The organism is Enterobacter sp. Taxon_8 (assembly GCF_058354585.1).
Genome location: NZ_CM177989.1, coordinates 2,061,465 through 2,084,101 on the forward strand (window position 1 = coordinate 2,061,465; position 22,637 = coordinate 2,084,101).

22 protein-coding genes and 2 pseudogenes are annotated in these 22,637 nt (G+C 50.8%); 14 read left to right on the forward strand and 10 right to left on the reverse strand.

The window, feature by feature from the left end; translation table 11 throughout:
* The first annotated feature begins 100 nt into the window (after positions 1-100).
* The gene (gene ycjG / locus AC4IBF_RS09760) at positions 101-1,066 is read left to right on the forward strand and encodes an L-Ala-D/L-Glu epimerase (RefSeq protein ID WP_223537346.1); all 966 of its coding nucleotides are present in this window, start codon (positions 101-103) and stop codon (positions 1,064-1,066) included.
* Here ycjG and mpaA read toward each other — a convergent pair.
* A complete protein-coding gene (gene mpaA, locus AC4IBF_RS09765; protein WP_214575916.1) occupies positions 1,057-1,770 on the reverse strand; it encodes a murein tripeptide amidase MpaA in 714 nt (237 codons plus the stop codon). The two genes, ycjG and mpaA, sit on opposite strands and share 10 nt — an antisense overlap.
* A 185-nt stretch (positions 1,771-1,955) precedes the next feature.
* Here mpaA and AC4IBF_RS09770 point away from each other — a divergent pair, with 185 nt between their 5' ends.
* Together AC4IBF_RS09770 and AC4IBF_RS09775 are read left to right on the forward strand one after the other, a co-directional pair.
* Positions 1,956-3,572, forward strand: coding sequence for a peptide ABC transporter substrate-binding protein (locus AC4IBF_RS09770; protein WP_325848259.1), 1,617 nt, complete (start codon positions 1,956-1,958; stop codon positions 3,570-3,572).
* Between the two features lie 120 nt (positions 3,573-3,692).
* Positions 3,693-4,448, forward strand: coding sequence for a hypothetical protein (locus AC4IBF_RS09775; RefSeq protein ID WP_133294543.1), 756 nt, complete (start codon positions 3,693-3,695; stop codon positions 4,446-4,448).
* Positions 4,449-4,546: 98 nt separating this feature from the next.
* On the opposite strand, the gene AC4IBF_RS09780 is transcribed toward AC4IBF_RS09775, so the two are convergent.
* The 4 genes from AC4IBF_RS09780 to AC4IBF_RS09795 all read right to left on the reverse strand — a co-directional run bounded on the left by AC4IBF_RS09780 (position 4,547) and on the right by AC4IBF_RS09795 (position 8,997).
* Positions 4,547-5,110 (reverse strand): DJ-1/PfpI family protein, encoded by a 564-nt coding sequence (locus tag AC4IBF_RS09780; protein WP_127732791.1) that lies wholly within the window; start codon positions 5,108-5,110, stop codon positions 4,547-4,549.
* Positions 5,111-5,327: 217 nt separating this feature from the next.
* Positions 5,328-5,546, reverse strand: coding sequence for an Ecr family regulatory small membrane protein (locus AC4IBF_RS09785; RefSeq protein ID WP_115875326.1), 219 nt, complete (start codon positions 5,544-5,546; stop codon positions 5,328-5,330).
* The gene (locus AC4IBF_RS09790) at positions 5,543-6,775 is read right to left on the reverse strand and encodes a sensor domain-containing diguanylate cyclase (protein WP_491463272.1); all 1,233 of its coding nucleotides are present in this window, start codon (positions 6,773-6,775) and stop codon (positions 5,543-5,545) included. Before AC4IBF_RS09790 ends, AC4IBF_RS09785 begins: the two co-directional genes overlap by 4 nt.
* A gap of 92 nt (positions 6,776-6,867) precedes the next feature.
* The gene (locus AC4IBF_RS09795) at positions 6,868-8,997 is read right to left on the reverse strand and encodes a putative bifunctional diguanylate cyclase/phosphodiesterase (protein WP_491463273.1); all 2,130 of its coding nucleotides are present in this window, start codon (positions 8,995-8,997) and stop codon (positions 6,868-6,870) included.
* A gap of 457 nt (positions 8,998-9,454) precedes the next feature.
* Between AC4IBF_RS09795 and AC4IBF_RS09800 the strand changes: the two genes are divergently transcribed.
* The 4 genes from AC4IBF_RS09800 to dbpA all read left to right on the forward strand — a co-directional run bounded on the left by AC4IBF_RS09800 (position 9,455) and on the right by dbpA (position 13,593).
* Positions 9,455-10,597 (forward strand): methyl-accepting chemotaxis protein, encoded by a 1,143-nt coding sequence (locus AC4IBF_RS09800; RefSeq protein ID WP_115875321.1) that lies wholly within the window; start codon positions 9,455-9,457, stop codon positions 10,595-10,597.
* A gap of 154 nt (positions 10,598-10,751) precedes the next feature.
* Complete coding sequence (gene zntB / locus AC4IBF_RS09805) at positions 10,752-11,735, forward strand: zinc transporter ZntB (protein WP_111965070.1); 984 nt, start codon at positions 10,752-10,754, stop codon at positions 11,733-11,735.
* Between the two features lie 274 nt (positions 11,736-12,009).
* The gene (ynaL, locus tag AC4IBF_RS09810) at positions 12,010-12,192 is read left to right on the forward strand and encodes a proline-rich small protein YnaL (RefSeq protein WP_115875320.1); all 183 of its coding nucleotides are present in this window, start codon (positions 12,010-12,012) and stop codon (positions 12,190-12,192) included.
* A 27-nt stretch (positions 12,193-12,219) separates the two neighbouring features.
* Positions 12,220-13,593 (forward strand): ATP-dependent RNA helicase DbpA, encoded by a 1,374-nt coding sequence (gene dbpA, locus AC4IBF_RS09815; protein ID WP_136194953.1) that lies wholly within the window; start codon positions 12,220-12,222, stop codon positions 13,591-13,593.
* A gap of 42 nt (positions 13,594-13,635) precedes the next feature.
* On the opposite strand, the gene ttcA is transcribed toward dbpA, so the two are convergent.
* The 3 genes and pseudogenes from ttcA to AC4IBF_RS09830 all read right to left on the reverse strand — a co-directional run bounded on the left by ttcA (position 13,636) and on the right by AC4IBF_RS09830 (position 15,255).
* A complete protein-coding gene (gene ttcA / locus AC4IBF_RS09820; protein WP_127731200.1) occupies positions 13,636-14,571 on the reverse strand; it encodes a tRNA 2-thiocytidine(32) synthetase TtcA in 936 nt (311 codons plus the stop codon).
* A 35-nt stretch (positions 14,572-14,606) separates the two neighbouring features.
* Positions 14,607-14,757 (reverse strand): annotated as a pseudogene (locus tag AC4IBF_RS09825) (site-specific integrase); the annotation flags it as partial.
* An 87-nt stretch (positions 14,758-14,844) separates the two neighbouring features.
* Positions 14,845-15,255, reverse strand: coding sequence for an ASCH domain-containing protein (locus AC4IBF_RS09830; RefSeq protein WP_252093059.1), 411 nt, complete (start codon positions 15,253-15,255; stop codon positions 14,845-14,847).
* A 680-nt stretch (positions 15,256-15,935) separates the two neighbouring features.
* Between AC4IBF_RS09830 and AC4IBF_RS09835 the strand changes: the two genes are divergently transcribed.
* The 7 genes and pseudogenes from AC4IBF_RS09835 (at position 15,936) to AC4IBF_RS09865 (ending at position 20,982) form a co-directional block, all read left to right on the forward strand.
* Complete coding sequence (locus tag AC4IBF_RS09835; RefSeq protein ID WP_133294539.1) at positions 15,936-17,459, forward strand: EAL domain-containing protein; 1,524 nt, start codon at positions 15,936-15,938, stop codon at positions 17,457-17,459.
* A 475-nt stretch (positions 17,460-17,934) separates the two neighbouring features.
* Positions 17,935-18,282, forward strand: a complete 348-nt coding sequence (locus AC4IBF_RS09840) for a DUF1294 domain-containing protein (protein ID WP_127731102.1) — start codon at positions 17,935-17,937, stop codon at positions 18,280-18,282.
* 100 nt (positions 18,283-18,382) lie between these two features.
* Positions 18,383-18,832, forward strand: coding sequence for a hypothetical protein (locus tag AC4IBF_RS09845; protein ID WP_115875309.1), 450 nt, complete (start codon positions 18,383-18,385; stop codon positions 18,830-18,832).
* A 324-nt stretch (positions 18,833-19,156) separates the two neighbouring features.
* A pseudogene (locus tag AC4IBF_RS09850) lies at positions 19,157-20,122 on the forward strand (methyltransferase).
* A 90-nt stretch (positions 20,123-20,212) separates the two neighbouring features.
* The gene (locus AC4IBF_RS09855; RefSeq protein ID WP_023312007.1) at positions 20,213-20,410 is read left to right on the forward strand and encodes a hypothetical protein; all 198 of its coding nucleotides are present in this window, start codon (positions 20,213-20,215) and stop codon (positions 20,408-20,410) included.
* A gap of 3 nt (positions 20,411-20,413) precedes the next feature.
* A complete protein-coding gene (locus AC4IBF_RS09860) occupies positions 20,414-20,836 on the forward strand; it encodes a GFA family protein (protein ID WP_133294537.1) in 423 nt (140 codons plus the stop codon).
* A gap of 68 nt (positions 20,837-20,904) precedes the next feature.
* On the forward strand, positions 20,905-20,982 hold the full coding sequence (locus AC4IBF_RS09865; RefSeq protein WP_223239581.1) for a hypothetical protein: 78 nt from the start codon (positions 20,905-20,907) through the stop codon (positions 20,980-20,982).
* Positions 20,983-21,044: 62 nt separating this feature from the next.
* Here the strand turns inward: AC4IBF_RS09865 and AC4IBF_RS09870 are convergent, their stop codons facing one another.
* Complete coding sequence (locus AC4IBF_RS09870; protein ID WP_136194949.1) at positions 21,045-21,227, reverse strand: hypothetical protein; 183 nt, start codon at positions 21,225-21,227, stop codon at positions 21,045-21,047.
* 89 nt (positions 21,228-21,316) lie between these two features.
* Positions 21,317-22,426: a porin OmpC gene (gene ompC, locus AC4IBF_RS09875; protein WP_252093056.1), complete on the reverse strand. Its 1,110-nt coding sequence runs from the start codon at positions 22,424-22,426 to the stop codon at positions 21,317-21,319.
* Positions 22,427-22,637 lie beyond the last annotated feature (211 nt).

Genomic DNA, 22,637 nt, shown 5'->3' on the forward strand with positions numbered 1-22,637 from the left:
TTCCTGTTTACATATAGTTAACGTCGGGGCTAGTGTATGCCATCAGCGGATAACACGGCAAACCAAATTTTTCGCCTTTCCGGGCCGCAAGGAGTCAGTGATGAGAAGCGTTAAGGTCTATGAAGAAGCCTGGCCATTGCATACCCCCTTTGTGATCTCCCGCGGCAGCCGAAGTGAAGCCAGCGTGGTCGTAGTCGAAATCGAAGAAGAGGGGTTTAAAGGCGTTGGGGAATGTACGCCTTACCCTCGCTACGGAGAAAGTGTCGCGTCGGTGATGGCGCATATCATGACCCTGGTGCCTGAGCTGCAAAAAGGGCTCACGCGCGAGGCGTTACAGCAGCGTTTACCCGGCGGGGCAGCGCGCAATGCCATCGACTGTGCGCTCTGGAGCCTTGAGGCCGCCAAGCAGCAGCAATCGCTGACGTCCTTGCTGGGTGAATCGCTGCCGGAGTCCATCGTGACGGCGCAAACGGTCGTGATTGGTGAGCCGGAGCAGATGGCCGCCAGCGCAAAAGCGCTCTATGACGCCGGGGCCACGCTGTTAAAAGTGAAGCTCGACGATCGCCTGATCAGCGAGCGGATGGTTGCCATTCGCTCGGCGGTTCCCTCGGCCACGCTGATTGTTGACGCCAACGAGTCGTGGCATCCCGAGGGGCTTGCCGCCCGATGCCAGCTGCTGGCTGACCTGGGCGTGGCGATGCTGGAGCAGCCTCTGCCAGCGAAGGATGATGCGGCGCTGAAGAATTTTATCCATCCGCTGCCCGTCTGTGCGGATGAAAGCTGTCATACCCGCGAGAATTTGAGCGCGCTTAAGGGCTGCTATGAGATGGTCAATATCAAGCTCGACAAGACCGGCGGGCTGACAGAGGCGCTGGCCCTGGCGGCGGAAGCGCAGGCGCAGGGCTTTTCCCTGATGCTGGGATGCATGCTCTGCACATCACGGGCGATCGGCGCGGCGCTGCCGCTGGTCAATCAGGTCCGTTTCGCCGATCTGGACGGCCCGACGTGGCTGGCGGTTGACGTTTCACCGGCGCTTAATTTTACCAGCGGCGTGCTTCATCTCTGAGGCTGCCAGCGCAGAAGCTCCATCATCGCGTTTAAGTATTTTTCGCTGGCTTCGTCGGAGGAAATCGGCGGGAATTCAGCGGTGATGCAGGGCAGGCTCAAATCGGCGCACCAGCTACCGAACGATCCGGGTGTTTCATAGCCCACGCTGGTGACAAGCGGCAGGGCGAAAGCCTGCGCCAGCCACGCGCCCAGGTCGGAATGACGCGGATCTTCAATGCAGGCCAGCGGATCGTGGAAGGAGACAACCCAGGCGGGGTGGATCTTATGGATAAGCTGGCACAGCGCCTGCGTTTCCGGCTCGGAGCCGGGCTTGTCTCCCGTCAGCAGCACCACGTCCCGCTCCTCGGCGGAACTGTTCCAGCGATAAACCGTTTCGCCGGCGCGCCAGTTTGCCGCCGGGAAATTACGGTTCAGGTCAACGCCCCTCGCATTCGCCCGTAATCCCAGCTGACAGCCGTCCGGATTGACGGCAAGAATCACGTGGTGACGTCGCAATGAAGGCGTCAGCGTCCGCAGCGCGCAGGAAAGCGTGACGATGGACGAGTTCTCATCTCCGTGCGTGCCGGCAATGATCAAACCGCTGTTGCGATCGGCATCGGGCGCCGGGAACCAGATCAGCGATGCGCCTAAAAATGAGCGGCCATATTGCTCAGCGCCCGGCGGAAAGGCCCCGCGCTCCGCTCGTGGTCGGGTGATTGCCATACGAAATCCTGATAAAGAAGTCTCTACTGGCAGTGTTGTGCAAAACCCGCTGTTAATCAAATAGTTTCCGTAACGCTTGAGAATTGCCTCAAATCACTATTCAGGCGTAAGGTATTTGCATTTCTCTGTTTCGAAACAAATAATTACGCATCTGCTTGTTACCTGAATTCATTAAAGGGGATCTTATGAAGCATCCTGTTTCGCGTCTTTGCGCTGCACTGTACCTGTGCGGACTCTCTACACTCTCGTACGCTGCTGATGTGCCCCAGGGCACGGTACTGGCGCAAAAACAGGAGCTGGTCAGGCATATTAAAGACGAGCCGGCTTCGCTCGATCCGGCAAAAGCGGTGGGATTACCCGAGATTCAGGTGATTCGCGATCTTTTCGAAGGGCTGGTGAATCAGAACGAGAAAGGGGAGCTGACCCCGGGCGTGGCGACGCGCTGGCAGAGCAACGATAACCGTATCTGGACGTTTACCCTGCGCGATAACGCGAAATGGTCTGACGGTACGCCCGTCACCGCGCAGGATTTTGTCTACAGCTGGCAGCGTCTGGTTGACCCGAAAACCACGTCTCCGTTTGCCTGGTTTGCGGCGCTGGCAGGCATCAACAACGCGCAGGCCATTATTGATGGCAAAGCGGCGCCAGCTACCCTGGGAGTGACGGCGGTGGATGCCAGAACCTTACGCGTCCAGCTGGACAAACCGCTCCCGTGGTTTAGCAACCTGACGGCGAACTTCGCCTTCTATCCGGTGCAAAAAGCGAACGTTGAAAGCGGTAAGGAGTGGACGCGTCCGGGCGCTCTGGTAGGTAACGGCGCCTACGTCCTGAACGACCGCGTGGTGAATGAAAAACTGGTTGTCGTTCCGAATACGCACTACTGGGACAACGCGAAAACCGTCCTGCAAAAAGTGACCTTTATTCCGATTAATCAGGAATCGTCCGCCACTAAGCGCTATCTGGCAGGGGATATCGATATCACCGAATCGTTCCCGAAAAACATGTATCAGAAGCTCCTGAAGGACATTCCGGGACAGGTTTATACGCCGCCCCAGCTCGGGACCTATTACTATGCGTTTAACACGCAAAAGGGCCCGACGGCCGATGCCCGGGTGCGTCTTGCGCTGAGTATGACTATCGATCGCCGCATTATGGCAGAGAAGGTGTTAGGTACCGGCGAGAAGCCGGCCTGGCATTTCACCCCTGACGTGACGGCGGGTTTCACCCCTGACCCTTCACCGTTCGAGCAGATGTCGCAGCAGGAGCTGAACGCTCAGGCGAAAACCTTGCTCCAGGCCGCAGGCTACGGTCCTCAGCGTCCGCTGAAGCTGAACCTGCTGTACAACACGTCGGAAAACCACCAGAAGATCGCCATTGCGGTGGCGTCCATGTGGAAGAAAAATCTTGGTGTGGATGTCAAACTGCAAAACCAGGAGTGGAAAACCTATATCGACAGCCGCAACACCGGCAATTTTGATGTGATCCGCGCGTCATGGGTAGGTGATTACAACGAGCCTTCGACCTTCCTGTCCCTGCTGACCTCAACCCACAGCGGCAATATCTCGCGTTATAACGATCCGGCCTACGATAAAATTATTCACCAGGCGACGCTGGAAACCACGGCGAAAGCGCGTAATACGGACTACAACATGGCGGAGAAAATCCTTATGGAGAAAGCACCTATCGCGCCAATTTATCAGTACACCAACGGTCGCCTGATTAAGCCCTGGGTGAAAGGATATCCGATTAATAACCCGGAAGACGTGGCGTATAGCCGGACCATGTATATTGAGAAGCACTGACGAGCCCGGATTATGTGGTAACTGTCGTTAATGAGAGTACATTAAGAACTGGCGCATTTAGCGCCAGTTTCTTTATTCCAGAAAAGATGTCTGTTTTACATATAATCGCAGGGATAAATTATGACGGAAGAAAAGAAAGATAAACCCTCTTTTCCGGCAGGCTTAGGCATTATGGATAAAATCTGGGAATGGCAGTGGATTATACGCTTTATTTATATTGTCCTTTTCGCCGATCTGGCGCTGCTGGCTTACAGCGGACAGGGGATTTTGACCTGGCCCATACAGGCCATTAGCTGGACCGAACACCTTGGTTTCTTCTGCGTCGCGCTGGCGGCTCTGGGGCTGATAGCCACAACCCTCATGCCCTTTGTCGCCAGTCTCTTCAGGCAAGTGCTGAATGAGATCATATACAGCAGCATCTTTCCGGATATTCTTCGCCCGCAGAGCGATTACGAGAGATACCCGGGTAAGGTACCCTCAAGAGAAGTCCTTGATTTAGCACTGGAAGAGAACAATCAGTTTTTACTTAATTACTATGAAAAACATGATTCCGCCTGGCGCAGTAAATTCACTGAAAGATTCAAAGTTGGCGATTTACTTTTTGGTATCCTGTTTTTTATGATACTTGATTACCATCCGCACTGGTTCAGTCACGCTCAGCATTCCTTAGCCAGCGATCTTTTTAATCTGGGTGGTGATGAGGGTTTTGTTATATTTTATATCGTCCTTATCATTGTATTTAGCGCCCTGATGAATGTCTGGTTCGGCAAATGGGACTGGGGAAATATTTATTATCCACCGCTGTATCGTAAAAAAGAAGAAGCTCGAAGAAAGGAGCGAGAGAGAGAAGCGCAATGGCGTCGCCAGAATGAGTAAATAATTCCCTGCTAACCAGTGCTCCATACATACTATTTTTTTGGCTTTGTCTGAGATATCGCTCCCGCCCATGCGGAGCTGGCGGGAGCAGAGGTGGGCTATTCTAACAACTCACTAAACTTCGCCAGCCACTGCGGATGCGCAGGCCAGGCGGGAGCCGTCACCAGGTTGCCGTCTACATGGGCCTGATCGATGCCGATAGTGGCGTAGTGTCCACCCGCGAGACGTACTTCAGGTGCGCAGGCCGGGTAGGCGCTACAGGTTCGTCCTTTCAGAATGCCCGCGGCAGCAAGCAGCTGCGGGCCGTGGCACACCGCAGCAATCGGCTTACGCGCGGCGTCAAATGCCTGTACCAGCTTTAACACGTCCTCATTTAGCCGCAGATACTCGGGGGCTCTCCCGCCGGGGATGAGCAGCGCGTCGTAATCCTGCTCCTTTACGGTTGAAAAATCGGCGTTGAGGGTAAAGCGGTGACCGGGTTTTTCGCTGTAGGTCTGGGCACCGTCAAAATCATGGATTGCCGTCATGATGTAGTCGCCTTTCGGTTTGTCGGGGCAGACCGCATCAACCTGATGGCCAATCATCTGCAAAGCCTGAAAAGGCACCATGGTTTCGTAATCTTCGGCGTAATCGCCAACCAGCATCAGGATCTTCTTGCTCATCATTCCTCACCTTTTTCAATAAAGATGATTAAGATATAGCCTGGCATGGCTGAATTGCCGGAAATAAAAAAGCCCGTCAGAGCACGGGCAACATAAGCAAATGAATAAATGATTCGTTATCAACGTTGTTGGATGATAACGCCGTATATTTTACGCGGCAGTAAGACAAGCAGATACCTGACATATTCGGTAGGTGAAACAAGCGATTAAACGTGCGTTACAGTGCGTCGAAGGTCGGGTAAAGGCTATTTTCAAGGAATTCTACGAGATACCAGATCTCACCGCTAAAAATAAACCAGAAGCCAAATATAATAAGGAGCAAAATAATAAAGGTGAGTATTATTTCAGTTTTTCCCATTGCTGCTTTTACCCACCTGAAGCTAATTGATTCGAGGTGGGCATTGTAGCGGGGCTTTTCCGGATACTCCAGTTTCATGCAGCAAGGACTTTATTGCGTCCGTCATTTTTAGCGCGATACAGGGCATCGTCCACACGCTTAAACAGCTCGTCAATACTCTCTCCCTGATTGTGCCGCGCCACCCCAATGCTGACGGTAAACCGCGGCAAGCCCGGAATCGTGATGCGTGCAACGGCTGCACGGATTAACTCGGCAATCTGCAGGGCGGTATCGAGAGAGGTACGCGGCAGCAGGATAACGAACTCTTCGCCACCCCAGCGGAACACCATGTCGCCCTCCCGACTACAGGCTTCCAGCGTTCGGGAAAGGGCGATTAGAACCTCATCGCCTTTCAGATGACCGAACAGGTCATTAATGTTTTTGAAATGGTCGGTATCCACCAGCAGCAGGCTAAATTGCTGCTGCGCAGGAAGTTTATTCCGGTTGCTTTGATCGGTAATTGCGTAGAACTGGCGCCGGTTGAGTAGTCCCGTCATGGAGTCACGTAACGCGGCATGTTCCAGCTCCTGCTCCAGCCTTTTTTGCTCGGTGATATCGTGGATGATGCACAGCATCAGCTTGTCGCCGTAAATCTCAATGGGCCCGGCATACGTCTGAACGTGGCGGGTGGTTCCATCGGCAAGGCGGTGAATAAAATTGAGCGGCTTATGACCACCGGGCAGCGCTGCAATCGCAGTCATAATGGGCATCACATCTCGCCCCAGCGTATTGATTTCCCAGGTATGCTTACTGCACATGTCATCATGTGAGTAACCATAAAAATTGAGTGCGGCCAGATTTGCATCGACGATTTGCCCGTCGCGGGCCGGATCGATTAACAGCATCGGGGCGCTGTTGGTCAGAAAAAAGCGCGCATAGAAACCCTGTTTTTTCCGTCGATAGGTGGCGGAACGGCTTGCCTTCAATCCTGAGAACATTTGTTGGGAGATGCCTTCGAAAACAATCACATCTCCCCAGGGAGCGTAGTGGGCGAGCGAGAGCCGACAGCTTAACGGCGTGTCCTGTCCATCCCGGCTAGCCGTCCAGATTTCGACGATCTCCTGCTCTGTTTTCAGTTCAGGTACATACATCGTCAGGAGGGGTTGCGCCCTGGCTGAATAGATCCCTTTGCGCAGGTCCTCGAGGGTTTTATCCCCCATGAGCTGCCTTGCTGCCACATTCGCAAAAATGATCTTTTCCGACACGGGTGAAACGAGCCACACGGGTGTTTTAATTACATTCAACGCATCAAAACAAGGTTGCGACATAGGCGTTTCCTGTTCATCGACAACATGTGCCTGACAATCATGTCAGAATTGACTCGCGTGTACTCCTTTGAAACATACTCCACTTAACCCCGTCAGGCATGATTTTTTTGTGAAATAAATGCGGGGTCCGTTTGAATTTTATTAGTGGGGATAATCTGTTTGTCTGAGTTTATCTGCAGCAGTAGCCACGGTACCTGTTCGGCAGGTAAGGGCCGGGAGAAAAGATACCCCTGCAGGTAATCGCAGCCGAGACGGGTGAGAACCGTCTCCTGTTCTTCCGTCTCGATCCCTTCTGCCACCACATTCATCTCCATGGTCCGGGCGATACTGATTATGGTCTCGACCAGCTTGTAGCTTTTTTCATTTCCCAGCATCGATGTGACAAAGCTTCTGTCGATCTTGAGTTCTTTTGCGGGAAGCACGCTAAGCATCAGCAGGTTGGAATAGCCCGTACCAAAATCATCAATCGAGACGACGATCCCCGCATGATTAAACGCGTTAAGCAACTCAATGCTGCGGTCGAGATTTTTAAGCGCGGTGCTTTCCGTTACCTCCAGGATCAGTCGGGACGGAGGCAGGTTATATTTTTCCAGCATCGACGAGATGATCTGGAAAATGTCCGGCTGTTCGAACTGAACGGGGGATAGGTTGAGCGACAACGTCCACTGGCTGAACCCTTGTTCAGTCCAGAAATGAAGCTGTCGGCATGCCGCTTCAATGGCCCAGTTACCTACCGGAATAATTAAGCCTGTTTGTTCCAGCGAGGGGATAAACAGATTGGGCAATACAACGCCTTGCTCTGGATGTCGCCAGCGCAGAAGGGCTTCAAAACCATGAATCGTTTTCTCTCCCGCATGCCAGGTTGGCTGATACCATAGTTCAAACTGATCCCGTTCAAGCGCCTGCGAGAGTTCCTGCAGAAAGCCGGGTTTCGCCGGGATCGCTGTTGACATCTCGGCCCGGTAAATCGCCCAGCCGTTACGGCCATCTTCCTTGACGCGGTGTAAAGCTGCATCCGCCTTGAGTTTCAGCTCATGCAGCGTTTCGCCATCCTGAGGATAGAGGCTGACGCCCGCGCTGATCGTCGTGCTTAACGTATGTCCGCATATCGACAGAGGGCGTCGTACATCTTCGAGCAACGCGGTGAGCAGGGCGCTGAGCTTGTCGTCATCACATTCAGGCACCAGCAGGATAAAGGCGTCTCCTCCCAGTCTTGCCAGGGTCATCTCACGCGTGAGCCTTGCCGTGATGCGCTGCGCGACAGCGATCAATAGCTCATCACCAACGCTGTGACCCCACGTATCGTTAACGCGTTTGAAGTGATCGACGTTCAGGAAAATAACCGCAAATGGCTTCTTGCTCAGCAGCGCGCTGCGCAGACAGTCCTGCATGCGGAGATCCATCTGGTGACGGTTTGCGAGCCCGGTGAGCGCATCAAAACGCGCCTGCAGCTCTAGCTGACGGTTGAGCTGCTGCAAATTATCCGTCAGCCGGCCGGTGCGCCGGTGAGAATCGATAAGTGAAATGATTAACATAACGCCGAGCAGGCAGAGCGTGGTGACTGAAACCCAGATGGATAAACCCAGCTCGCCGATCCCTCCGGGGACGGCATGCGACATTTCCTGAAACTGCGCGGCGCTCATGCCGGTATAATGCATCGCACAAATCGCGGCAGCCATGACGAAGGCTGCGATAATGCGATCGATAAAGACGCCTTTATGTTTATCGCGCAGTCGGAAAGCCAGCCACAGCGCCGTACCTGAGGCAACAACGGCAATGACCACTGATAACCCCACAATGCGTCGATCCCAGATGATGCTGCCATCCGACATCAGGGCTGCCATACCGATATAGTGCATAGACACCACGCCAGCGCTCAGGAGCGTCGTGGCAAAGATCAGTCGAAAAGGGGAAAGTTTTTTACCCGTGACGGCAATATTAAGCGCCGTTGTCGACGCAATCACCGCGACGCCCAGTGACGCAAGGGTTAACCAGAGGTCGTAGCTCATCATCATGGGCATTTGCATCGACAGCATGCCGATAAAGTGCATCGACCAGATGCCAATACCCAGCGTGACCCCACCGGCAATCCGCCAGAAGAGTGCAGCCTTTCGGCTGGAGAGAGGGATCTTTCCGGCGCTGTCCAGCGCCACAAATGAGGCAATAAACGCCACCAGATAAGAGATAGCGATTAACACAGGGTCCCACGATATATTGAGCATTATGCAATCCCACGCCTGAGAGGGTTACCGATTTCGCCTGCCGGGTACATCTTTATCGGGCAACGAACATGCGCATTCAAACCATATTAGTTATTTATCGTGAATAATGACCAGTCATATTAATACTCTAAAACTCATCAAGAATATAAAATATATTCTTTTTGTTAATGTATTAAGCATTGCTAAACAAGAACGAATAACAGTAGCAAAGCTCCTTAAATATAAGTGCGATCGTATCGTCTCACCGCGGGCGATACTATCGCTTAACATGGCTGGAAACCAGTATTGCAGCATGCTGAGTAGAACATTTTTACTAATACGCTCTTTTAATCTGACTTAAGGTAAATCTCAGGATGCTAACGGCGAAACAAAAAACAAGCGTTGTTTGCGATGAAAAACTTCTGGGCCAATGCTATAAGTCTAAGTGCCGACTTAAATATAAAACGTGGGTATTATCATGCTAAAAAATATTAGTGTCAGGACCTTTATTATCGGGTTCCTTTTATCTCTTTTTTTGGTAAGTGCAGGTGTCGTTGTTCTATTTTCCAGCAATCCCTCTCTCTTTATTTCGCTTAATGCCATCAATTTCGTTGCACTATTTTTGCTCTGGGTCTACATGACGAAGTATCTTGTGACGCCGATCAATACGGTGAAGAAAAGTATTGAAGAGGTGACAGCAGGCAACCTTGGTGTATCTATCCCTGAATTTGGCAATAACTGTGCGGGCCGACTCATCCCCGGGATCAATAGCCTTTCCGGTAATATTGCGACGCTTGTACGTGAGATCAGGGCGTCATCGCAAACCGCCATGACCTTATCGGATCAACTCTCGCAACGTAGCGCTCAGCTTTCGGTGAAAACCGAGCAGCAGTCTGCATCATTAGTGCAAACCGCAGCCAGCATGGAGCAAATGGCCGCGAGCACCAAAAACAATGCCGATAACACGCGTCTGGCGAGCGAGCAGGCAAATGTGGCGACGCTGCAGGCGCGCAAAGGCGGTGAGCTGATGGGACAGGTCGCCAGCAATATGCAGTCCATTACCGAATGTGCGCAGCAGATGACGGAGATTATTTCGCTCATTGACGGCATTGCGTTCCAGACGAATATTCTTGCGCTCAACGCGGCCGTTGAGGCGGCAAGGGCGGGCGATCATGGCAAGGGTTTTTCTGTGGTTGCGGAAGAGGTAAGAAACCTGGCACACCGCAGCGCAGAGGCCGCGAAGAATATCAAAACGCTGATTGAAGTCACCAGCAGTAACGTCACGCAGGGAGCCAGCGTTGTGTCACAGGCAGAGAAAAATATGCATGAAATCGTAACGGGTTCAGGGAATGTCAGCCGCTTAATGGACGAAATTTCCGCGTCGACGTCTGAGCAGGAGAAAGGTATTTCTCAGATCACGCTGGCGCTATCTGAGCTGGAGCGGGTCACGCAAAGTAACGTGGCAATGGCAGAGGAACTCAACGGCTCCTCTGATGTACTGCGTAATCAGGTGATTGAGCTGCAGGCCAGAACGCGCAATTTCAGACTTGACCAGAACCCTTCTTCCTCATTACCTGGCGGCTCGCCATCCTTCCTCCACCGGCCAGAACACTCTCTCTGATTAAACCTCAAAGCCTGGCGTGCCAGGCTTTTTTTTGCCTCTTGCCAGCATGTTCATTTCCTGAGCGATTTCAGCGCGATGGAAAACATAGTTGTTGATTAAGCCCTGATGGAGGCTAGACTGACACCGAAAGAGCTAAAAAGGCGGAGGCGCTGTGGAAAGCATTAAAGGATCTGAACTTAACGTTCCTGACGCAGTTTTTGCGTGGGTGCTGGATGGTCGCGGCGGTGCGCGACCGCTGGAAGATAATGATGCGATCGATAGCGCGCATCCCTGCTGGTTACATTTGAACTACACCCACACGGACAGCGCTGACTGGCTGGCCTCGACTCCGCTCTTGCCTAATAACGTGCGCGATGCGCTGGCGGGGGAAAGCCTGCGGCCCCGCGTGAGCCGAATGGGTGACGGGACGCTGATCACCCTACGCTGCATTAACGGCAGCACGGATGAACGCCCGGATCAGCTGGTTGCGATGCGTGTCTACATGGACGATGGGCTGATTGTGTCTACCCGGCAGCGAAAAGTTCTGGCGCTGGATGACATCGTCAACGATCTGAAAGAGGGCACCGGGCCAACCGACTGCGGCAGCTGGCTGGTGGACGTGTGCGACGCGCTTACCGATCACGCGAGTGAGTTCATCGAAGAGCTGCACGACAAAATCATCGACCTGGAAGATAACCTTCTCGATCAGCAGATCCCGCCGCGCGGTTTTCTGGCCTTGCTTCGTAAGCAGCTGATTGTGATGCGCCGCTATATGACGCCGCAGCGCGACGTTTATGCGCGTCTTGCCAGCGAAAGGCTCGCCTGGATGAATGACGATCAGCGACGCAGAATGCAGGATATTGCCGACAGGCTGGGCCGCGGGCTGGATGAAATAGATTCCTGTATTGCCAGAACGGCGGTGATGGCGGACGAAATCGCGCAGGTAATGCAGGAATCTCTGGCGAGAAGAACCTATACGATGTCCCTGATGGCGATGGTGTTTTTACCGAGCACGTTTCTGACCGGGTTGTTTGGCGTCAACCTGGGCGGTATTCCGGGGGGCGCTTATCGCTACGGCTTTACGGCCTTTTGCGTGATGTTAGTTGTTTTGATTGGGGGTGTTGCATGGTGGTTGCATCGTAGTAAATGGCTGTAAATTTACGCTTTTTTTCCTCTTTTTCCGGGATTAAAACGCTCTTTTAATTGAGCGAAGTCAATAAACATCTACCCCGTAAGGTGCAATATTACTCCCGCAGGTGAATGCAACGTCAAGCGATGGGCGTTGCGCTCCATATTGTCTTACTTCCTTTTTTGAATTACTGCATAGCACAATTGATTCGTACGACGCCGACTTCATAGTCGGCTTTTTTTTGCCTCCTGATTCTCAGCGTCTACCCTAAAAGGGATGACAGCCAATTCTGGAGGGAATGATGAGCATCCTTTACGCTCTGCTACTGCAACATTCACGTCAATCCGATCCCATCCCCACCGATCCGGTGCCCATGCCCGATCCCATACCGCGTCCGCAGCCAATGCCCGACCCGCCGCCCGATGAAGAACCGATTAAATTGTCGCATCGGACCGCGAGATCTGCGAGGATACGCGCCATCTGACCGCTAAGATCACCACGAGAGACAATTGTGACCGCTTTTTCTACCCTGAATGTCCTGCCCGACGCCCAACTCGCTAACCTCAACGAGTTGGGATATCTCACGATGACGCCTGTTCAGGCGGCCGCGTTGCCCGCCATCCTCGAGGGCCGTGACGTACGCGTACAGGCGAAAACGGGCAGCGGGAAAACGGCGGCATTTGGCCTTGGCCTGTTGCAGCATATCGATGCGGCGCTTTTTCAGACCCAGTCTCTGGTACTGTGCCCGACCCGCGAACTGGCAGACCAGGTCGCGGGTGAACTGCGTCGCCTGGCGCGTTTCCTGCCCAACACCAAGATTTTAACCCTCTGTGGCGGACAGCCGTTCGGCGCCCAGCGTGATTCACTCCAGCATGCGCCGCACATTATTGTCGCCACGCCCGGACGCCTGCTGGATCACCTGCAAAAAGGCACCGTCTCGCTGGATGCGTTACAAACGCTGGTCATGGATGAGGCCGATCGGATGCTGGATATGGGCTTCAGCGATGCGATTGACGAGGTGATCCGTTTCGCACCGTCCGATCGTCAGACGCTGCTGTTCTCTGCGACCTGGCCCGAAGCCATCGCCGCCATCAGTGGTCGCGTGCAGAAAAATCCACTCACCATTGAAATCGACAGCGTTGATGCGCTGCCCGCCATCGAGCAGCAGTTCTTTGAAACCTCTCAGCAGGGTAAAATCCCGCTCCTGCAGAAATTGCTGAGCCAGCATCAGCCTGGGTCCTGCGTGGTGTTCTGTAATACCAAAAAAGACTGTCAGGCGGTCTGTGATGCTCTGAATGCCGCCGGTCAGAGCGCATTGTCGCTGCATGGCGATCTGGAACAGCGCGATCGCGATCAGACGCTGGTTCGTTTCGCTAACGGCAGCGCCCGAGTTCTTGTCGCAACCGACGTCGCTGCACGCGGTCTGGATATCAAATCGCTTGAGCTGGTGGTGAACTTTGAGCTGGCATGGGATCCTGAAGTACACGTGCACCGTATTGGCCGTACCGCGCGCGCGGGAAACAGCGGACTGGCCATCAGCTTCTGCGCACCTGAAGAGGCGCAGCGCGCCAATATTCTTTCTGAGATGCTGCAGATTAAGCTGAACTGGGTGAATGCACCGGCCGGCGTTAGCCTTGTGCCGCTGGAGGCTGAAATGGCGACGCTGTGCATTGATGGCGGTAAAAAAGCTAAGATGCGTCCAGGTGACGTATTAGGCGCGCTGACCGGGGATGTGGGGCTGGACGGGGCGGATATCGGTAAGATTGCGGTCCATCCGGCGCATGTCTATGTCGCGGTTCGCCAGAAGGTTGCCCATAAGGCATGGAAGCAGCTGCAAAACGGGAAAATTAAGGGTAAAACCTGTCGCGTACGTCTGCTGAAATAAAGAATGAAGCGTCTCAGACGGTTTTTCTGAGACGCTAATCGTTTACTTCACTTCAAGCACGTTCAGACGCAGCTCTTCAAACTGACTGTCATCTTCTTCCGGCTGCCAGCCCGCTGGCTGCATGGGAATATCTTCCCGATCGAACGCCAGGTCCCCGCCATTCACAACTTCTGACTCGTGGTTGATGCCTTTAAAGTCGAACAGCTCCACATCCGCGAGATGGGAAGGGACGACATTCTGCATCGCGCTGAACATGGTTTCGATACGACCCGGATAACGCTTATCCCAGTCGCGCAGCATGTCGCCAATTACCTGACGCTGCAGGTTCGGCTGAGAGCCGCACAGGTTACATGGAATGATCGGGAACGCTTTCGCCTGAGAAAAACGCTCAATGTCTTTTTCGCGGCAGTAGGCGAGAGGGCGGATCACAATGTGCTTGCCGTCATCGCTCATCAGCTTAGGCGGCATGCCTTTCATCTTGCCGCCGTAGAACATGTTCAGGAACAGCGTTTGCAGGATATCGTCGCGGTGATGGCCCAGCGCAATTTTGGTCGCGCCCAGCTCCGTCGCGGTACGATACAGAATGCCGCGGCGCAGGCGAGAGCAGAGTGAGCAGGTGGTTTTCCCCTCCGGGATTTTCTCTTTCACAATGCCGTAGGTATTCTCTTCGACGATTTTGTACTCAACGCCCAGCTTTTCGAGGTATTCCGGCAGAATGTGCTCCGGGAAACCCGGCTGTTTCTGGTCAAGGTTGACCGCCACCAGGGAAAAATTCACTGGCGCACTTTGCTGGAGATTACGCAGGATCTCCAGCATGGTATAGCTGTCTTTACCCCCTGACAGGCAAACCATGATGCGGTCGCCTTCTTCAATCATGTTGAAGTCTGCAATGGCTTCGCCCACGTTACGGCGCAGTCGCTTTTGCAGTTTGTTGAGGTTGTATTGCTCTTTTTTGTTAATCTCTTGATTCTCTTGCATTGAGTACTACCTTCGGAGCCAGCAGGGGCAAACATTGTATGCCGCGTATGGTACGGATTCCGGCGACGAATACCAGCACGTTTTACAGCTCATTAAATCCGGAGCCGATACGCGAAAAGCGTAGCAGGCTTTCTGTGTGCCCCTGCGCATTCTGGGCATAAAAACAAATCGCAGGTTTTGATGCTCCCATGAGGACCAGCGCGAGGAGAACTTACGTTGTCTTTTACCGGAACGAATTCAGCGAAGGTACCATCCTGGCCACTTAATCTCCGCTTACAGCACATCAACCAATTCAAATTCTTCTGCGATCAGTTCCATATCTTCAGAAAAATGACCTTCGCAGACGAAAAATCGCTGATGCTCTTTCTGCCAGTATTCATGGCTTAAATCACCTTCACCCTCTTTGCGAGCGAATTCTTCAGTAACATCGCAAAAACGCACCAGCCGCTGTGAAACCAGCCTGATCACACAGACCGGGACGTTTTGTCCATCAAGGATTATGTTGTAGCTACCCACCCGCGGTGCAGACACATCCTGCGAGTACGAGGCAAAAGATCCGCAGGTGGCCGTTTTGATTCCTTTTTTAATCAGGTCCGCAAGCTTGCTCGCCAGTTCCGGGCTGTCACCCATTTGCCAGGCCGCTGCGCCTGGGTACTTCGTTTTTAATTCCTCAACCTTAACCATTCAAAATCCTTCTTAACATTTGACTAAAAGAAACGAAGTAGCGTTTTTAGCATAACCCCCCTCGATATTAGAAGCGTATTCGGCTTCCCTTCCACCTTTTTGCTCTGGTGGGTACGAAAACAAAGCGTTGCGCGTATTGCCCGACTAAATATAACCTTATGGGGTTATCTGTGTGGTGAATCTGCTGTCTTCAGCCAGGCGCGTGGCTTTGTATATCATTAACGTGTCACCAGGATGCAATCATCACCATGCTTTATCTTATAACTTTATCCCATTGGAAGGGGGCACGTGTTCAAATTTAATTCATCACTATTGGCGGTTTTGCTGTTATCAGGCTGTAGCTCCGATCTTGTTCTCAATCCACCTACGCAACCCGAATACAAGTCAATGCCAGAAATTACGCAGTCTGTGACGCCAACGCAACAGCGTGCCATCATGGCTGGCGAGCGACCTGACTGGTCAGAAAGAACCCCGATCAATACAATAAAGCGGTACTAATAAACACTTATCCACCAGGGCTGCCGTTCGGCGGCCCTTTGTTTCCACTCCATCTGGCTTGCGAGAAAATTTCTGACGCCTGATATGGTATTTATTTCTTTATCAACCATGCTTAAGACGAAGATAATTCAATCACTTCAGGATCGCTGAAGCGGCAACTTTACTCAAATCGAGAACCCTAAATGCGCCATGCATCTATTCCCTTAGCTGCAGCCACGACAATGTTTTTGCTCGGCGTTTTTATCATCAATTTACAGGTTTGGTATTCTGCACGTGCTGACAGCCTGGCAGAGGCGCGCTACGTCGTACGGAACATGAACGTTATTCTTAAAGAAGCCCGTCATGCGACTCAGATGGCAATGCAACTTGCCGAGAATGAGTGTGATGCAGAAGGGCAATATCGGCTGGGTACCGAGGCAGCATTACAGCCTCACCTGAGAACGATCATTATTCTGAAAAATAACGCGGTCTGGTGCTCCTCATTACCGGGAAACCGCGTATTGTTGGTCAATAGCTCAGTGCTGCCTGAGTCATCATTGCTCCTGGTTCCTTCGGGGAGTACCGTCAACGGTCTTCCGGTTCTCTTATACCAGACAACCCACGCCGGAAGCCGAATCATCGTTAGTATAAGTGATAGCCATATCCGGGATGCGCTGGATATGCCATTAAACGGCGTTGAATATTCTCTAAGAGTAGGCAATACCCTTTTAGGCCTGACAGGCGATGTGACTACGGTAGACCATACGAAGAAAGAGGTATTAACGGTCAAGGCCTCAGCTTTTCCTTTCTCGGTACAATTTAATTCTCCACCTCTTTTTAGTATTAAGAGATTACTCAATCGAGCCGGAGGCGTAGTGTTATTCCTGCTGATAATATCGTCTCTTTCTGCTTATATTCTTCAGCGATATCTTTCTAAGGATGTTTCACCGGAAGAGTCACTGCGTACCGCCATATACAGAAATGAAATTATTCCGTATTACCAGCCCGTAGTCAGCGGCAAAGAGGGGGCGCTACGAGGTGTGGAAGTGCTGGCCAGATGGAAGCATCCACAGTCAGGGTTTATTTCTCCGGCTTCATTTATTCCTCTCGCGGAGAAATCAGGCTTAATCATTCCCTTAACTCAGAGCTTAATGCGTCAGGTTGCATCGCATATGAATTCGATCTCTACGTTGCTGCCAGAAGGGTTCCACGTCGGTATTAACTTCAGCGCGTCCCATATCGTTGCGTCCACCTTCGTTGAAGAGTGTCTCCATTACAAGCAAAGCTTTACTCGACAGGATCTTAACCTGGTCATTGAGGTGACCGAGCGTGAACCTCTCGATATCGATGACCATCTCGTTAAGACCCTCAATGCGCTACATGAGATTGGATTTGCCATTGCTCTTGATGATTTTGGTACGGGGTATTCTGGTCTGTCCTACCTGCAGGATCTGCATATCGATTACATTAAAATCGACCAAAGCTTTGTTGCCAGGGTTAATGCCAGTGAGGACTCAACCGTTATACTGGATTCGGTACTGGAACTGGCAAAAAAATTATCAATCAGTATTGTGGCGGAAGGTGTTGAAACACAAGAGCAACTTGATTATCTCACCCATAACCACATCAAGTTCTTACAAGGTTTCTTCTTCTACAAACCCACGCCGTTTAAGGAACTGGTAAAAGTCCTTCTGTCGAAACCAAAAGTGAAGATAATGGTGGAATGAGGTTTATCACATCGGAAAAATGGGGGGACATCACCCCCCTAAAGGAATGCAGATATTATTTTTTAACTACGGTGATATTTTGTTATTCATTGACCATCTGGTCAAATTAATTGTGTTCAACTGTAATGCTAAACGCTGGGCATGACACGACGCGGCTAAAAATTATCTGCTTGTTTTATAAATTGATCTCCATCAATATTTCTTACCCGTCTGTTTACACAGCCACTGCATTCGTTTTTATTTTGTTAAAGGGATGCACGCACAATGTGTTTTTGCAGTGAGCCGTTTCAGAATATTTTTTTAAGAAAAATATGTAAACTGCACGATTATAATGAAAGGATGCTTTACTGATTAATGCAGTTTAAATGTTAATCAGTAAAGCGCCAGGCATTCACCCTGTTTTAAAGAAGTAAACTTTACCTGTTTTGGGTATCATATGCCGTCGAAAACCGTTTAACAGCCTGTGACCAGAACAATGACTCTCAATCGCTTTTGCTATGTACTACTGATTTTCGCTGCTATTGCTAGCCTGTTGACTCCGAATCCGTTGGTAATCTGGTTTCTGCTGATCAATCTGCTGACAATAGTCATGTATGGCGCCGATAAAATGGCGGCGCGGAAGGGGATGCGCAGGGTGCCGGAAGCTACTTTGCTGGTATTTGGCGTAACAGGTGGCTGGCCTGGCGCCATTGTGGGGCAACAGCTCTTTCGCCATAAAACCCAAAAGCAGCCTTTCAAAACGTACTTTTTCATCAGCGTCGTGGTCAGCATCGCCATGATGGCGGTGGTTTACCATTTATCTTCTTATTCTTCTTTGTATTAATCCCTCCGTTACTGCCAATAGTAGTAGGGCTTTTCTTAAGGGGTTGCTGTTTTTTGCACAATCTGAATAATACGTGCAACAACACGGACGACAACATCCCATGAAAATAGAATCTCTTATACTGGCAGTGCTGGTGGTCTTTTCTGCGCCTTCCTGGTCTGCTTTTCAGGAGCGGGAATATAATACCTGGTATATGAAAAATGCCGTCCTTTATGATATGACACAGACCTCGGAAGGTTTCCCGGTCATGGTGAGTGTTTCTCAGCCAGGGAGGAAATCCGCTAACTTGCTGGTGTCATTTATTACTGAAGGCCGTTGTGGTGAAAACAACCAGTCGCTAAATGTTAATGGTAAGGAGCTGCCCGCAAAATATTATTGTGTTGAGGTAGGGCAAAATAGAATTGAACATTTTTCTGTGGTTGATGCGGACAGCGTCAATGGAATGGTGACGCATTTAAAATCAGATTTCACTATTCTGTTGCAAAACAATATCAAGGTTTGGGCTGCAAATATCAAAACGCCAAAGTATGGGCTGACGCCGAGATTCTAAATAGAGAATGCCTGTGTTGTCACAGGATTTTTTGGATGTAAGACAATCATTTATAAAGTAATAGTTTCTGCGCATTACTAATCAAAATGAAGGGTAAGTGGCCCTGTTTTTTTACGTGTTTAAATGTACTGTATGCAAACCAATACGAAACAGCAGAAGTAAACCTTGCTGAAATTATGGATAAAGCTCACTGCCAGACTTACGCTTGTTAGCAACTTTTTAGTTGTTCAACACATCTTTATTGGTAAGGAGCAGAAAATGTCACAACGTAATAGTCTGGATTTACTAAGCCGTAAAGAAGGAATGTGTTTGTTAGAGCAAAGCATGGGTTTTGTCTGGCAGGCAGCACTTCGGGCTGTCGCGGTATTAGGGGTCGCAGATCGTCTGGTTGAAGGAAAAAAAACCGTTACGCAACTGGCGGAGGAGCTTAATGTCGATGGCGACTATCTTCATCGGATCATGCGCTTATTGTCCTCTCGTGGAGTTTTCAACGAATTATCTGACGCTGAATACAGCCTTAGCCAATCAGCACAATTCCTCTGTTCTGAGCATGAATTTTCCTTGCGTGCAGCAGTGCTCATGCTGACAGACCAGACATTCTGGCAGCCAGCGGCAAAAATGGATGAGATATTGCAAGGCAAACCTGTCTTTAATGAATTGTTTGGCAAGCCTTTTTACGAATACTGGCAGCATGACGATAGTGGGGCTGACAGCAACATCTTTCATGCGGGTATGGCCTCTATGTCATCCGTGGAAAATGAAGCCATCGCAGATAGCTATTCGTTCCCGCAAAACGCCGTGGTTGCCGATATCGCCGGTGGGCTGGGTAACTTATTGCTGGCTGTTTTACGTCGAAATCCGACCCTGAAGGGGATCCTTTTCGATCAAAAAGATGTGCTTGAGCGAAATCGACTGCACCTGTTAAATGATAATCGTCGATGGTAGACCGTTAATGGGAGCTTTTTTGAAGCCTGTCCTGTAGCGGACATTTACCTGCTTAAGTATATTTTGATGGACTGGCCTGATGAAAAGGCCATTCAGATACTTCAATGCTGCAGAAATGCTATGAAAGAAAACTCCAGGCTATTAATTTTTGAGCCACTTATTAAAAAAGAAAATAATGAACAGGGACGATTTGAAATTGATCTTCTTTTGTTAACAAGCTTTGATGGAGGACGGGCAAGAACAGAGTCTGAGTATCAGACCTTGTTTGAAAAGACTCGTCTGAAGCTAAACAAAATAATAGACACCCGTTCGTATCTGTCGATTTTAGAAGTCGTACCTGTTTGAACTGTTTAAATATTATTCACAGATCATGTGTCTGGCATTCCGTTTTACCATATTCCTGCTACCCTTGTTTGTTGTACCAGGAGCATGAATATGAAAAACAAAGATGAACAAACCGGATTAGTGGGGCTGGCGATTGGGGCCGCCGTTATTGGGCTGGTTTCAGCGCAAAAACCGATCCATCGCAACAGTATAGTGGATGAACTGGTCAGACTCGGCAGGCAAAAAGGCGATGGTGTAGAAGACGAGGTTTTCGTTAAAGCGGCCGAGCTCGTGAGAAAAGGGGTATAGCCCATGGCTGAAAGACGAAATGCGAAGTGCCACTGCGGCGCGGTGGCATTCACCGTTGAACTTACTGATGGCCTCAACACCGCGCGGCGCTGCAGCTGTTCCTTTTGTCGAATGCGAGGCGCTGTCGTCGTTTCTGCGCCGCTGTCTGGGATTACGGTGACCAAAGGTGAGGATAAGCTCACCGAGTACCGCTTTAACACGGGAACGGCACGGCATTTCTTCTGCTCGGTGTGCGGGATTTACACGTTCCATCAGCGGCGTTCTAACCCAAACGAATATGGTGTGAATGTCGCCTGTTTTGAAGACGTTTCACCATTTGATTTTCCAGAGGTGAAGGTGATGGACGGGGTTAACCATCCCATGGATGGAGAAAGTGGCGTATTTGGCTATCTCACTTTTCGCGAGAAAGGTGAACAGCAGGCATGATTGCCGCCTGGCCACTCTTTAATCAGCCTGGCTATAGTGGAGAATGGTTATCTGATACAGGAGAAACTATGCTTTGTGTTGAAAAAGACGATCCGCGTGAGGCCCCTGAATCAGGCGATAAAAAGCCTCAACCTGTGAAAAAATAACGCGACCTATGCGTATATCCGCCACCGGCACTGCTGGTGGCTTTTTGTTTCCAGGGAAACGGTCAACTGCCATCCAGATGGTTTAACAGCGCGCCGAGATGCCCGACAATATCACCAAAATCAAAAATTAACGCCATCCACACCAATGCTAAAAGGGTAAGAACGGCAAGAGATACACGACCGAACAACGCTGTTATCCTTAATGGAAAAGGGCTATCTCCGTAGTCTAACCAGCTTTCTTTCAACTTTCCCTCAACCAATCCCTTTCTGACACTATCTCTTGTGACTTACTTCAAAAACAAGCGAGCCCGCACCATGATGCGGGCTCTGACAATCAGAACTGGTAAACCAGACCTAACGCTACGACGTCATCCGTGCCGATGCCGTTGTTTTTGTAGAAGCTGTCATCTTCATCCAACAGGTTAATTTTGTAATCAACGTAGGTGGACATGTTTTTATTGAAGTAATAGGTCGCGCCTACGTCAGCGTATTTAACCAGATCCCGATCGCCCTGACCGTTGCCCAGATCCTTACCTTTCGACTGCAGGTAGGAAAGGGACGGACGCAGGCCAAAGTCGAACTGGTACTGGGCGGTCACTTCAAAGTTCTGGGTTTTATTCGCAACGGAATCGGTTTTATCACCATACGGGGTCATATTGCGGGTTTCAGAGTACATTGCCGCCAGATAGATGTTATTGGCGTCATATTTCAGACCCGCAGTCCACGCATCCGCTTTGTCACCGCCCGCTGTGGTATTCATGACCTGTTCGTTGGTACGGTCTGAAGAGGTGTACGCCGCACCTGCAGTAATGCCCATGCCGAAGTCATAGGTGGTAGAGATACCGAAGCCGTCGCCGTTCTCGTGACGCGTGTCGCGACCGTTGTTGGTGCCTTCCTGGTTGTTGCTGGCGTCTTCATTCTTGCCCTGATACTGCAGCGCAAAGTTCAGGCCCTGCACCAGACCATAGAAGTCGGTGTTACGGTAGGTTGCCACACCGTTGGCGCGGCTGGTCATAAAGTTGTCGGCTATAGAGTAGGAGTCGCCGCCGAACTCAGGCAGCATATCGGTCCAGCCTTCCACATCGTACAGCACGCCGTAGTTACGACCGTAATCGAAGGAGCCGTAGTCACCCACTTTGACGCCCGCGAAGGCCAGACGCGTCCAGGACTGATTATCAGACCCTTCGGTGTTATTTGCCTGAATGTTGTATTCCCACTGCGCGTAGCCGGTCATCATGTCGTTGATTTGGGTTTCGCCTTTGAAGCCCAGACGCATGTAGGTTTGATCCCCGTCAGCGCCTTTAGCGTCGGAGAAATAGTGCAGACCATCTACTTTTCCGTACAGATCTAATTTGTTGCCGTCTTTATTATAAATCTCTGCTGCATGAGTTGCGCCAGCCATTAACAGAGCCGGAATCATCAGGGCCAGTACTTTTCTTTGCATTTTGATATTCCATTGTGGTTGTTTTTATTTAATTAACTGTTGAACTTTCAGAATGAGAAAGTTGTCTTATGCTAAATCACTCCGCTGCGAGAGTAATAAAATATAATTGTTACGAACTAAGTAAAATCTAAACCGAATAAATCAACCGAAACGGTCATTGACTTGATGAATGATTTAAAGTTAAGCATATTAAATTGAAATTATTAATCGG